This window comes from Psychrobacter sp. ANT_H3 (assembly GCF_027919975.1).
GTDB classification, from domain to species: Bacteria; Pseudomonadota; Gammaproteobacteria; order Pseudomonadales; family Moraxellaceae; genus Psychrobacter; species Psychrobacter maritimus.
Map to the genome: position 1 here is coordinate 1 of NZ_JAQISM010000032.1, position 11,826 is coordinate 11,826.

Sequence of the window (11,826 nt, forward strand, 5' to 3'; positions counted from 1 at the left end):
AAGGTTTTTAATGTTTTTAATAGCTTTTAAAAGCTTTTAAGTAGGCTGTATCCCTTTATAGTCAAGGCTTTTAGGTTAGATAAGCATACGTTTATACACCCATAGATATACGTTTATACACCCATAGATATACGTTTATACACCCATAGATATACGTTTATACACCCATAGATATACGTCTTTACAATCAAAGTATATTTATATACAATAAAAAATTGGAAGTATGTATATACGGATTTTATATGACAAAAACTAGCATAGTAAGCAAAGCTAATGCGTTTATTGAGTCGGGCTATGCGATCAACTTAGTCGCTCAGCGTGTAATTATCTTAGCTATTATTGAAGCAAGAGAACAAGGAAGTATGTCTAAAATTGGAGGTGTCCACCGTATCAGAGCGTCTGATTACGGGAAGCATTTTGAATGTGATAAAACTACTGCTTATCGCTCACTGAAGTCTGCTTGTGAAAGTCTTTATGAAAGCGAGTTTGTTTGGACTGATAAGGATTCAAAAGGACGTGACAAGATAAATAAGTCCAGATTCGTGCAACGTGCTTCATATAGTGAGGGCGGGGGGTATGTAGAGGTTATGTTTGGAAATGACGTTATTCCACTGATAACAAGACTTAGTGAGAAATATACAGAGTACGAGCTACAACAAATAAAAGACCTAAATAGCATCTACGCATTGCGTATCTTTGAAATATTAATGCAGTGGAGTAGTGTTGGTAAAACCCCTCCAATTACAATTGGAAATTTACGTACTCGTTTGGGTATCGAAGAGCACCAATATAAAACTATGGGTAATTTTAAAAGTCGTGTTTTAGACCATGCTATTAATGAGATTAATGATAATACGAATATTACAGCGACTTATGAACAGCACAAAGAAGGCCGTAGAATTGTTGGGTTTACGTTCAAATTCAAAATAAATACTAAGCCTGAGAAAGCGACAGGCATAAAGAGAGATGGTGATACGCCTGATATGCTGACTCCTTTAAAAATGACAGATAAACAAAAGGGTGTGTTTGCGGCTAAGCTATCGAAAATGAGTGAGTTGTCTAACTATGCTAAGCAAGGTGAGGATTATAAAGCATTTGCTGAACGGATCGAAATTGAGCTTTTAGATGAAAGTAAGCATGCTTTTTACGTACCTTATCTCGATAAATTAGGTTTTCGGGCTTCGGCATCATAAGGAGATATTTAAAAACCCCACCATCTTTTCTTCTTCTCGGTAATAGCGGCTATTTCAGTATTCTGTTTTTGTTCGGATTGTATCTTATCATCGGTTTCAGATTGTCTGAATTCTAATAATCTCACTTGTGCTAAATCCTGGATACTAGCGTTGGCTTTATCCAGCGTTTTGTTTAACTGTCCTATCTGCTGCTGATAATTTTCAATTAACTTTTTTTGATCGCTTACTTGTTGGCTGAGGTGCTCATTCTTGAGCTTTTCAAGTGCTAATAGGTGTTCAATATCCGTATTGTACTGAACACTTTGACTGTTCAGAGGTGTACTTTGAACAGTGTCCACTGAACGTTCAGTACGTTTTTTAGAAATTGGCTCACCAAACACGCGCAACATTTCTGAAACGTCTATTTTCTTATCTGCTGTTCTAGAAAGCTCACCATCATTGACCTTCTGATAGATCGTGGTTCTTGATACACCCCATTCTTTTGCCGCTTTTGTCACCGATATGTTCATTGTTCACCTAGTGTCCACGTACGTTTTTAGTGTCTGTACAATACGACTGTTCTGAACGTTCAGTGGACAACTATCGCATTAACTTTTCCAGCAAGCAAATCAAATGTTTTATCGATCCTATATAACTCAAGAGTATAGGTATAACAGTTATCTTAGTTACATGGTGTTAGAGAAAAAATTCTAGCATGCAAAAAAGTAAAATTAATTTATAAAACTATCATTCTCATGGCGTAATAGACGGTCTCTTATAAGAATTTGTGCTACAATGTAGCACAAAAAAAGGAATAATAGATTATGTCCACTAAGCCAACTACGACAATACGCATTGATTCAGAAATCAAAAAGCATGCTAATGAAGTTTTTGATGAAATTGGTATCAGCATGTCTGCAGCAATTAACACTTTTCTCAAGGCGGTAGTTCGCGAGGGCAATATGCCATTTGATATAAAGATAAAAGCTCCAAAAGCGCCCCAAAAACCCGGAAATGCGACTCTAAATCGTGCATTCATCGTTAAGAAAGATGATTTCTATACGCAGTATGAAGACGTGGCCAAGGAGATGATTAAACATCAGGAACAGTTGAAAGGTAAGAACATACTTTGTAATTGTGATGATCCTTTTGAGTCTGCTTTCTTTCGTTTCTTCGTACTTAATTTCGACAAACTCGGTCTAGCTGGACTAACTTCTACTTGTTACGCGGAGTCTCAAATAGCTGGACAGGAGTATCCGTTAGAGGAAATGACTGGTGCATATAAAGCAGTAGTCACTGAAATACCTGATGAAACCTTGAAGAGACCAGATGGAGCGTTAGATTTAGAGGCTCTGTTTGCTATGCCAGGCAACTCTCTTATACATCTTTCTGGTGATGGCGATTTTCGTTCGGATGAATGCGAAGCTTTGCTTGAAGAAGCTGACATAGTAATTACCAATCCGCCATTTAGCCTATTCCGTGAGTATATTAGTTTGCTAGAACGTTACAAAAAGGATTTTATAATCCTCGGGAATATGAATGCCGTTACATATAAGGAAGTTTTCCCGCTTTTCCGTGATAACAAAGTCTGGTATGGAGAGTCGATCCGCTCTGGAGATCGCAAGTTCTACGTACCTGATGGTTATCCACTAAACGCTGCAAGTTGCGGTATAGATGATAAAGGGCGACGCTTCATCCGAGTAAAGGGTGTCCGTTGGTTCACTAATTTGGAAACTAGCAAGCGGCATAAACCCATAGTATTAAATTGTAGCTACTCTCCAGATGAATATCCGCAATATGAAAACTATAACGCTATCAATGTTGGTCGTACCCAAAATATTCCTTTTGACTACGATGGGGTTATGGGAGTGCCAATCACGTTTCTTGACAAGTATAGCCCAGATCAGTTTGAGATATTGATGCTTGCCAATGGTAATGCGCGTACTAATGTATCTTCTGATATGCTTACGGAAGTAGGATATCGTCAGCATCCTGAAGATAGAGGAGGTGTTGGTATTATCAATGGTAAGCGTGTTTATGTGCGAATTATGATTCGCAGGAAATCTTTATGAGTAGTTTAATGCGCGTTCCCTGTTCATATCAGGGTGGTAAACAGCGAGTAGCATCTCAAATCGTTGACCTTCTACTCGAGGCTGCACCTAGCACAAATTCATACTTCTACGATTTGTGCTGCGGATCTGGCGCAGTGTCAATCGAACTGGTAAACAGAGGAATCGACCCTTCACGTATCCGTATGCTCGATATTAGCTCTTGGGGTTCGTTCTGGACTGCCATTGGATCCGGCACATTTAACATGGGTGTTTTCGATCAATTCTTATCTAATTTGCCAAGTGATAAACACGATTTCAAGACTCACATGTCTGAACTATCTAAACTCCCAGTAGATAACCATGAAGCAGAGGTTTATCCAATTATTCAAGCTTGTTCCTTCGGAGGAAAACAAATTTGGCGTGACAATGGGCGTTGGATGAATGCCTGTTTTCGAAATTATTGGGAACCAACCGCAACTAGCGTACGCCGCAGTCCTGCTAATCCGATGCAGCCATCTCCAGTCGAGCTTCGTCGTCGCATTGTTGCGCTAGTTAATGGAATGGAGGGAGTGACCTGTCTTAAAACGGATATCATGATGTTGCTCGAAACCCCCATTCCTAGCGATGCTGTCGTGTATGTGGATCCGCCATATAAAAGCACAACGGGATACGGATTTGGTCTGGATATAACATCATTTATAAATACCTTCCGTGAAATAAGTCAGGCTCCTTTATTCATTTCCGAAGGAGTTCCATTAAACGACGATGCTTTAATGCTTACATTTGGCGGCGCAAAGGGGGGTATTAGCGGGAACCGGAAGGGGAAACATCAAGAGTGGCTAAGTCGCGTCTAAACATTCCCAGCCACCTAGCACTGGCGCTAGACCCATTTCGAGCCAAGATACGTGAAGCTGCCTTGAAGTTTTCAAGTTCAGATTCTGGAAATACAGACATGAAATAGTAATCACTTTGTATCTTAGTGAATGTCACTACCTTTTTAACTAAGTAGTATTCTTCGCCCTTGGCTCTAAGGGCTTCTGTTATGCCTCTTCCAGAGGAGCTAACTCCCTTAATTTGTAAGCGCCATGTTCCATTTGCTTTAGCCCCGTCCGGGAACAGTATGGTATTGCCTACATAATCAACTCCTTCAAAGTTCAGTGTGATATCTTTGGATTGACTGGTAATTGCAGGGTTTAGATCGAAAAACTCAACTCCGCCACGCATAAACTTTGGCTCGCCTAGGTCAAATGCAGTGCCGGTTGGGTCTCCGCGCTCAACCAACGATTTCTTCGATAGATCAAGGATATTCCTTGATCCGCCAGTCATCTTCCTCGTTTCGAACCAAATAGTTTGTCCATCTTCACTTGGAAGAATAAGGCTAGGTTCTTTTTGGGTAGTAGAAACTTCCAGTTCCCTCTCTTTTTTCTTCTTCTCTGTTTTTGGCTTATATTTAGCGATATGAGGCATCTTTGCAGAGATACCATTACCGAATAAACGTTCCCCGCTTTTGTTTTCTGTCTTAGTTTTCAACCGTTCTACTTGTTCTGCTACTTCTTTAAATACATATCCATTTTGGAGAAGTTTATCTATATCCTCTTGTGCACTTATTGATATAAATGAATCTTTAAGTGAAGCTAGTTGTCCAATGTAATCTTCTAGCCCCATTATTAATGCACTACTAGTACTTGCACCATCTAATGGAATGAGTACTGAACTTTCAAAGTTAGTCCATAGACCTCCGGCTGTTAAATTGTGTGAACCAATAACTATCAATCCCTTGTCTTTTCCTAAAAACTGATAGATCTTTGGATGGAATGTTTGGCTATTCTCAGAATGCACTATATTCAAGGAATCAGTATGAAGCAGTAGAGCTATGAGAGCTTCGTAAGATGTTCCGCCCATATCTACGCCCACGTAAGTATTTACGATTCCACCTCTCTCTCTAAATCTTTCGAATGCATCTTTGATTCTGAGGACACCGCTATTCTTTGCGAAAGCGACTACTATATTCAGTGTATGATAATCCGGTGAGTCAAGTAACTCGATAAGACGATTTCCAAGCTGTCCGTTAATTGGCTGGTTTAGCAGCTCCATAAAACATTCCTTTCAAGAAGTAGCGTCAAAATGACAAAAGAGCCACCTATATTAGTGACTCTTTGTCTAATTTATACGAAATGACTCATAAAAATTTATATATTAAGGAAATGGTGGTGTATTAAAAAGTATGCTGATTAAAATTTAAAAAATTCTTGAAGCCTTAAAAGTCCTGTAGGATCAGAGAACGCGGCACCATCGAGTGATACGTGGAACCCCCAGCATGCCTATTTCGAAAGATAAAGCATCGGCCAAGAAGCCACGGCGCGTCTCCCGCAGCCATGCGCCTGGGGACAAATCGAATCTTTTTGGCACCGTCAAATTGGCCGGAGGGAGTGTTTGCCATTTTGGCATGGAAACTTGGTCCGAAAAACGGGTGATTCTGCTCCCTCATACTCCTAACCTGAATTATTCACCACACAAAGGATGAGAAGGCCTATTGTGTGCTAAAATGTTGTTGCAAAATAAACAGTTGAACATCAAACAGGTCTTCTCATGAGCTACCATATCACAACGCAGAGTGTGGTTTTCCAAGACTTGTTTCCCAAGCCGACTGGAAGGCTTTCCTGTGGCGCGGCATCGTTGCCGTCATTCTTGCCGCCCTGGCATGGCTGATGCCCGCTGAAGCGGTCCTAACACTGACCATTGTGTTTGGTGCCTACTCCTTTGCGGATGGCGTACTGGGGCTTTGGTCGGGCTATAAAAACATGCGTCAGGGTGAAAGCTGGGGCTGGTTGATCTTCAGCGGCCTCCTTGGCATCGCAACCGGGCTTATCGTCCTGGTCAGCCCGTTCGTCGCGACACTCGTGTTAACCGTGTTTCTCTGGACGATGGTTGCATTCTGGTCGATCACATCCGGCGTGATGGAGATCGTCGCGGCCTTTCGGCTCCGTAAGGAAATCGAGGGGGAATGGTTGCTCGTCCTCAGCGGTGTCATTTCCATCTTGCTTGGCGCTGCCGTCACATGGGTCTTGTTCACGACACCCGCAGGCAGTATTCTGGCCCTCGGTTGGTTGTTGGGCGTCTATGCCGCAATCTTCGGTGTAACCATGATCCTGTTGGCATTGAAGCTTCGGAAAGTCAGCGCTTCGGACGACACGCTGGGGCCGAAACTACAGCCACTTAAAACGCGAGAACGGCGGCCAGGCACGTCACAGGACCTGGCTGCCTTTAAAAAAAGAGAAGCAGCGCTGCGCCAGCCGACCTTTCGTTGCAGAATAATAGGGAGTGCATATAAATGAATTTTTTGAATTTGCAGGTCACACAGGCAGAGCTCCTATCCGGCCTTATTTCCGTTTCCCAAACAGTTGCACAGATTGTGCTCGTCATGACCGTGGCGTGGCTCGTGTCCGCAGTGCTTTCGCGGGCCATCACACGCATCAGCAAAAGAACCCGCACTTCCAAGAGATCTGCAGATGAGGTCAAACGCATTGAAACATCTTTTCGTCTGATCCGTTTCGTCAGTCGGCTGGTCGTGTGGGCCTTGGCCGTGACCATTTCCCTCTCAATCCTTGGCATTTCTGTGGCACCGATCCTGACGACTGCGGGGGTAAGCGGCATCGCAGTGGGGTTTGCTGCGCAGAGCCTGATAAAAGACTATTTTTCGGGTTTGGTCTTGTTGCTGGAAGGGCAACTCCGCATCGGGGATATCGTGGATATTGGCGGTGTGGCAGGCCAAGTCGAAGAGGTGACGTTGCGCTATGTGCGCCTGCGTCAACTCAATGGTGACGTGGTCTATGTGCCCAACGGAGCCATCACCAATCTGACAAATAAGACAACGGACTATTCGATGGCCGTAATCGATGTCGGTGTCGCCTATCGCGAAAACCTTCAGGAGGCATTGAACGTTATGGAGAGTGTCGCCCGTGAGCTAGCTTCGGAAACAACCTGGTCAACGAGAATATTAGCCGAGCCAGAGGTCTTTGGGGTCGAAACGTTGGGTGACTCTTCGGTTATCCTGCGTCTTCGCCTCAAGGTCTTGCCAGGTGAGCAATGGTCAATCCGGCGCGAATATCTGCACAGGATAAAACAGCGCTTCGACGAACTTGGCATCGAAATCCCTTATCCGCATCTGACGCTTTATGCCGGCCAGGACAAGGATGAAAAAGCCCCTGCCTTTCGGATCGAAGCTCCGGCTGGTGCCCAATGACACGGCCAAAATATACATATGAAGTGGAAAGAGATTTCTCGAACTGGGATGAAACGATTTTCGAGCGCTGTCTGCGGGATGGGTTCAATGTATTTGGCTCTGGACCAACCCCTATTCTCTTGCGGCCCGAAAAGGAGACCGAACCTGCCCCTGACACCCGTTCGCTAGGCAACGACAGCCATGATTAAGAAAGGCCAACCCATGAAGCCACCGGTAAAGACGAGCTTTCGCGGCAGGGACGTCGCCTACCTGGTAATTTCCATTGTTTTAGTGGGCGTAGGTTACGCAGCCTACCGCGGCTTATACTTTGTTGGTGAAAACTTTCCTTTTGCCCAAGAGATGATCCTAGTGTTCCTGGGTGCAGCTGCCACTATCTATCTGACAGCTGTGCTCCTCAATCGCCAGACTGAGCTTGAGTTAAGAAAAGAAGGGCAAGTTCTTCTTTTTCAACAAAAGCATGACACATATATGCGCGTCATCGAAAAGGTTGCTGAAATCGTGGAGCGTGAACATCATGATTTTGCGCTCATTGATGAACTCAGGGTCATCAGCCACAGCCTTGCCGTTGTCGGCAGCGCGCCAGTTGTCGAAGCGTTCCGACGCGTTCTTGATCTGCTTGTTGATGGACTTGAGGATGGCCAGTTGAACGGCAATGACGCAGAACAGGTGATGCATGCCGTAGCTGAAGTCACGATTGCGATGCGTTCGGACATCAGCAGCGACAACGACCCTGAAGCGCTTCGGTCGGCTGCAGAAACGATCATGGCGAACTCACGCAAGATCGAGCGGCTGGACGACATCGAGCACTCAAAGTCCAAGCCAGACGCAAATGCAGCCAACAATAAACAGAAGAAAGGAGATTCGAAAGATGATGCAAGGACATAACCGCCCGCCATTCGCACCAACAATTCCCGGAACCAACCTTCGTTCTCATGATGTGCCAACCGCCATCATTTACCGACCCGCGCGCGCGGCCGCCACGATCCCGACACTGGGTTCTGGAGTTCGAACCGTCACGCCCGCAGAACCTTGAGCCCTTGATGGGATGGACGACGTCTCAGGATCCTTACCGGCCTATCAGGGAATAATTTAATAACTCCAAACACATATTAATCAACTACCTCAAAATAGTTTGGGGTTTTTTTACATTATATGTTGTATTATGTAGTATTATTATACATACAACATAATACAAAGATAATTATATAAATTTCAGGATTATAATCATGGCGATCACAATACAACAAATTCATGCAACTGCTGACCAGCTACAAGAACAAGGGATTAAGCCAACGCTAGCTGAGGTACGTAAGATATTAGGTGGTGGTTCGTTTACCACTATTAGTGAGGCTATGAAATCTTGGCGTCAAGATAATCAGGAAGAAGAGCAGCTGAGACAGGTTGTGTTGCCAAGTGGTATAACTGAGCGCTTACAGTCTTTAGGGGCTGATATGTGGCAGACAGCTATTGATATGGCTAATGACAGATTAATCAAAGAGCGAGAAGCCTTAGAAAGTATTAAAACTAAGGCACAAGTTGAAGTGGACGAGGCACAAGAGGCAGTAAAGACCTTAGAGAGTGAGCAATCCGATTTATTGATGCAGCTGGATGAAGTGACTGCAACCGCAGAGGCAACTGCTATCACAGCGAATCAAGCTATTGCTGAACGTGACACCCTTACAAGAACACTAGGCGACACTCAGCATCAGCTAGAGCTTGAACGTGTTAAGGCAGATACCGCACAGGCACAGCTTGTAGAGGTAAGTAGTACATTAGATAACGTATCAACAGAGCTTAGCGCTAGCTTATCCAAAATAGCCACGCTTGAAGCTGTAGCTGACAACGATAAAATAGAGATTGCACGATTAAACAAAGCGCTTGAGGCAGTACAATCCGAGCTTAAAATAGTTACCGATGAGCGCAACGAAATAACGACCATCACGGCAGAAGTAAAAGGAGAGCTAAAAGCAATAACTGCTGAACGTGATAAGTTGTTAGGGTTGTTTGATGAGCTAACTCAAACGCAAGCTAATCTTCGAGCTGACCATAGAGTATTAAATAAGCAGTATGAAGACCTATCAACCAATTACCTATCAGAGCAAGGACGAGTAACAGCACTACAAACTGAGCTTGAGAAAGCTCAAAGCAAAATGACTATAGATCAAAATAAGAATACTCATTAAAATCTTGGTCTCAAACTTGTACGATAGGTATCTACAGGGGCTGGTTCAGCTACTTCTAGCTCCTGCTTAACCTCTTTATCTACCCCTAACTGCTCAGGCGTAGCTAAATTCTGGTATCTCTCCTGATGATAAGCCTCTTTTATTTCTATCCCAGTGGCTAAGTGCTCCTTATCTGACTGCATGCGCTCGTTTCTGCTAGCTGTACGGTCATACGCAGAATGATCTTCTTCTTTCGCATCTGGTTCAAACTTGTAACCATCAAATCCTTTTTCAAACATACCGCCTTTGAGCCTAACACCCATTGGCTTACCGTTCTTATCGGTTAGCTTATCGCTTGTCACCGATAACGTCTTCTCGCTATTACCTCGATTAATCTTCAAGCCCCACTGTTCTAGCCGACTTAGCACTCTTCGACGATTCATAGCGATACCATTTTGCCAATCCAGTAACAGACGACGTTTAATCGCTTCCTCTAATAGTTTACGGTTAGGAGGATTGGCGATAGTCTCCTCGTCCTTATCTGCATCTTTTTTCGTATACGCCTTTGCATCAAAAGGCGACGGACGCGGCGCATTACTGCTATATGGGTTAACTAGACGTTTGCGTTTAGGGTCATTAGGGTCACTTAACGGCTCACCCTTAATGGTTTTGACTTCTGAATTGATAATATTTTTCCAAGCGTTCACCCTTTTTTGATCTGCTGGCTCATAGTACGGCTGAAAAGCCTTACCTGATCGCAGTTCCTGACAGGGAATCACAAAGTTCAGCTCCAGTCGTCCGACAGGATGAGCGTCATCAATGTCTTTATCCGCATGCTCAACCCATAGTATATCGTACTGATCATTCTCTAACCCGCAGAATATGACCGCTTCAAACTCCTGCATAATGCGCTTTTTATCGGCTTCACTAATCTCATCCGCACGTTCACTAAAAGATAAGTACCCTGACTTATACTTAGTCTTGTGAGAGGTCGTGTTAATTAAGTGCTCAGTGAGCACAGGATCGCCGTACAGCACTTTTGCATGCGTTCTAGGTACCAAAGTACCCTTACTCCCTTTCTCTTTAAGAAGGTAGTCTAAAACGCCACTCGCTTTGCCTTTACCATGCTTAGAGAACTTAACAATCATCACCATCCCTCGCGGCTACTTTTGAGTATTCGATACTCGTCTCTATCAGCACATGCAACTGTTTCCTAATCGCCTTAATCTCATTAAGCACCTCGGCATCAACGTGCTTTTCGATATTCACATGCTTGGTCAGCTGATTAAGATTGCTACCGATTCTACCCAACTGACGCACCAATTCAGGATCAACTGGCTTAACAGGAGTAACCCCTAATGCCAATCCTCGTAACCAACTGGCCACCGTATTTTCGCGGTTTCTTTTCTTAATCTCAGCAAGTTCGTAGTCATTGACGCGAATCGCAATCTCTCTATTACGCTTGGCTCTCTTGTCAAGAACGGTGGTTTTTGGCTCAGTCATAACGATTACCTAGGTAAGATTTTTTTGGGGGTTTTAAGGGGTCTCCCCTTAACCAGCTCACATGAGGGATAGGATAATTATTACGTAGTAATAAATAGCCCCCTCTTGTGACTGCTGGCTTAATAAATACTAACATAAAATCTATATTTGTCTGTACCTATTTAATTTTTAATGACTGTACCTATAGATTGTCTATTGTGTGTACCTACATACGATAAATGACTGTACCTATGGTATTATTATTGTCTGTACCTATGGTATTATTATTGTCTGTACCTATTCTAAAAGTGAGTGAGTTATTTATGGATAAGAGACGTAGGAATATGCAACGTTACAATGCGGTACGTTCTGCTCGAGTTGAAGCCATGATTGAGTTCTTAAAGGATATTGATTTTGGTGGTACTGAACTTTGCCAACTTGGTATAGAAGATGGGTATAGGTTAGAACGTGAAGTTAACTCTTATAGAGCTATGCAAATAGCTAGGTACTTTGGAGTTAATGTCAGTAAATCAAAATTAACTCAATTCTCTAAACCTAAAGATCATAGATACGATTTTACTGCTGCTCAGCTAATGGGCTATATCAGTGAGCATTATGATGAGCTAATGAATTACTGGGAATGGTTTGTACAACCAGCTATACGTAAAGCTAGAGAGAAGTATCCTATTGAAAAAGAATTAGAAAATAAGAAGTAA

12 protein-coding genes and 1 pseudogene are annotated in these 11,826 nt (G+C 43.3%); 9 read left to right on the plus strand and 4 right to left on the minus strand.

The features are described from left to right. Positions 1–242 precede the first annotated feature (242 nt). A complete protein-coding gene (gene repM / locus PG901_RS13020; RefSeq protein WP_181717048.1) occupies positions 243–1,193 on the plus strand; it encodes a replication initiation protein RepM in 951 nt (316 codons plus the stop codon). Between the two features lie 8 nt (positions 1,194–1,201). Here the strand turns inward: repM and PG901_RS13025 are convergent, their stop codons facing one another. Beyond that, positions 1,202–1,702 carry a hypothetical protein gene (locus PG901_RS13025; protein WP_181717049.1) on the minus strand — a complete coding sequence of 167 codons (501 nt, stop codon included), beginning with the start codon at positions 1,700–1,702 and terminating at the stop codon, positions 1,202–1,204. A 294-nt stretch (positions 1,703–1,996) separates the two neighbouring features. Here PG901_RS13025 and PG901_RS13030 point away from each other — a divergent pair, with 294 nt between their 5' ends. Continuing rightward, positions 1,997–3,244 (plus strand): type II toxin-antitoxin system RelB/DinJ family antitoxin, encoded by a 1,248-nt coding sequence (locus tag PG901_RS13030; protein ID WP_181717051.1) that lies wholly within the window; start codon positions 1,997–1,999, stop codon positions 3,242–3,244. Further along, positions 3,241–4,077 (plus strand): hypothetical protein, encoded by an 837-nt coding sequence (locus PG901_RS13035; RefSeq protein WP_181717052.1) that lies wholly within the window; start codon positions 3,241–3,243, stop codon positions 4,075–4,077. Before PG901_RS13030 ends, PG901_RS13035 begins: the two co-directional genes overlap by 4 nt. Here the strand turns inward: PG901_RS13035 and PG901_RS13040 are convergent. Further along, positions 4,028–5,317, minus strand: a complete 1,290-nt coding sequence (locus tag PG901_RS13040; RefSeq protein ID WP_181717053.1) for a phospholipase D family protein — start codon at positions 5,315–5,317, stop codon at positions 4,028–4,030. The genes PG901_RS13035 and PG901_RS13040 overlap by 50 nt on opposite strands. Positions 5,318–5,895: 578 nt before the next feature. On the opposite strand from PG901_RS13040, the gene PG901_RS13045 reads away from it, so the two are divergent. The 5 genes and pseudogenes from PG901_RS13045 to PG901_RS13065 all read left to right on the plus strand — a co-directional run bounded on the left by PG901_RS13045 (position 5,896) and on the right by PG901_RS13065 (position 9,649). Then, positions 5,896–6,558, plus strand: a complete 663-nt coding sequence (locus tag PG901_RS13045; RefSeq protein ID WP_416383461.1) for an HdeD family acid-resistance protein — start codon at positions 5,896–5,898, stop codon at positions 6,556–6,558. After that, complete coding sequence (locus tag PG901_RS13050) at positions 6,555–7,466, plus strand: mechanosensitive ion channel family protein (RefSeq protein WP_181717043.1); 912 nt, start codon at positions 6,555–6,557, stop codon at positions 7,464–7,466. Before PG901_RS13045 ends, PG901_RS13050 begins: the two co-directional genes overlap by 4 nt. A gap of 180 nt (positions 7,467–7,646) precedes the next feature. Next, a complete protein-coding gene (locus tag PG901_RS13055) occupies positions 7,647–8,351 on the plus strand; it encodes a hypothetical protein (RefSeq protein WP_181717045.1) in 705 nt (234 codons plus the stop codon). Beyond that, positions 8,335–8,548 (plus strand): annotated as a pseudogene (locus tag PG901_RS13060) (NADH dehydrogenase ubiquinone Fe-S protein 4); the annotation flags it as partial. The gene PG901_RS13055 and the pseudogene PG901_RS13060, both read left to right, overlap by 17 nt. Before the next feature lie 144 nt (positions 8,549–8,692). Continuing rightward, complete coding sequence (locus tag PG901_RS13065; RefSeq protein ID WP_016247066.1) at positions 8,693–9,649, plus strand: DNA-binding protein; 957 nt, start codon at positions 8,693–8,695, stop codon at positions 9,647–9,649. Here PG901_RS13065 and PG901_RS13070 read toward each other — a convergent pair. Together PG901_RS13070 and PG901_RS13075 are read right to left on the minus strand one after the other, a co-directional pair. After that, positions 9,646–10,776: a relaxase/mobilization nuclease domain-containing protein gene (locus tag PG901_RS13070; RefSeq protein WP_181717055.1), complete on the minus strand. Its 1,131-nt coding sequence runs from the start codon at positions 10,774–10,776 to the stop codon at positions 9,646–9,648. The two genes, PG901_RS13065 and PG901_RS13070, sit on opposite strands and share 4 nt — an antisense overlap. Next, positions 10,766–11,131, minus strand: a complete 366-nt coding sequence (locus tag PG901_RS13075; protein ID WP_181717046.1) for a plasmid mobilization protein — start codon at positions 11,129–11,131, stop codon at positions 10,766–10,768. The genes PG901_RS13070 and PG901_RS13075 overlap by 11 nt, the downstream gene beginning before the upstream one ends. A 230-nt stretch (positions 11,132–11,361) precedes the next feature. Between PG901_RS13075 and PG901_RS13080 the strand changes: the two genes are divergently transcribed. Further along, positions 11,362–11,826: a hypothetical protein gene (locus PG901_RS13080; protein ID WP_228723213.1), complete on the plus strand. Its 465-nt coding sequence runs from the start codon at positions 11,362–11,364 to the stop codon at positions 11,824–11,826.

Bases quoted from the DNA above. Each gene is read 5' to 3' on its own strand.
- repM (WP_181717048.1), top strand. From the start codon at position 243: ATGACAAAAACTAGCATAGTAAGCAAAGCTAATGCGTTTATTGAGTCG.
- PG901_RS13025 (WP_181717049.1), bottom strand. From the start codon at position 1,702: ATGAACATATCGGTGACAAAAGCGGCAAAAGAATGGGGTGTATCAAGA.
- PG901_RS13030 (WP_181717051.1), top strand. From the start codon at position 1,997: ATGTCCACTAAGCCAACTACGACAATACGCATTGATTCAGAAATCAAA.
- PG901_RS13035 (WP_181717052.1), top strand. From the start codon at position 3,241: ATGAGTAGTTTAATGCGCGTTCCCTGTTCATATCAGGGTGGTAAACAG.
- PG901_RS13040 (WP_181717053.1), bottom strand. From the start codon at position 5,317: ATGGAGCTGCTAAACCAGCCAATTAACGGACAGCTTGGAAATCGTCTT.
- PG901_RS13050 (WP_181717043.1), top strand. From the start codon at position 6,555: ATGAATTTTTTGAATTTGCAGGTCACACAGGCAGAGCTCCTATCCGGC.
- PG901_RS13055 (WP_181717045.1), top strand. From the start codon at position 7,647: ATGATTAAGAAAGGCCAACCCATGAAGCCACCGGTAAAGACGAGCTTT.
- PG901_RS13065 (WP_016247066.1), top strand. From the start codon at position 8,693: ATGGCGATCACAATACAACAAATTCATGCAACTGCTGACCAGCTACAA.
- PG901_RS13070 (WP_181717055.1), bottom strand. From the start codon at position 10,776: ATGATTGTTAAGTTCTCTAAGCATGGTAAAGGCAAAGCGAGTGGCGTT.
- PG901_RS13075 (WP_181717046.1), bottom strand. From the start codon at position 11,131: ATGACTGAGCCAAAAACCACCGTTCTTGACAAGAGAGCCAAGCGTAAT.
- PG901_RS13080 (WP_228723213.1), top strand. From the start codon at position 11,362: ATGGTATTATTATTGTCTGTACCTATGGTATTATTATTGTCTGTACCT.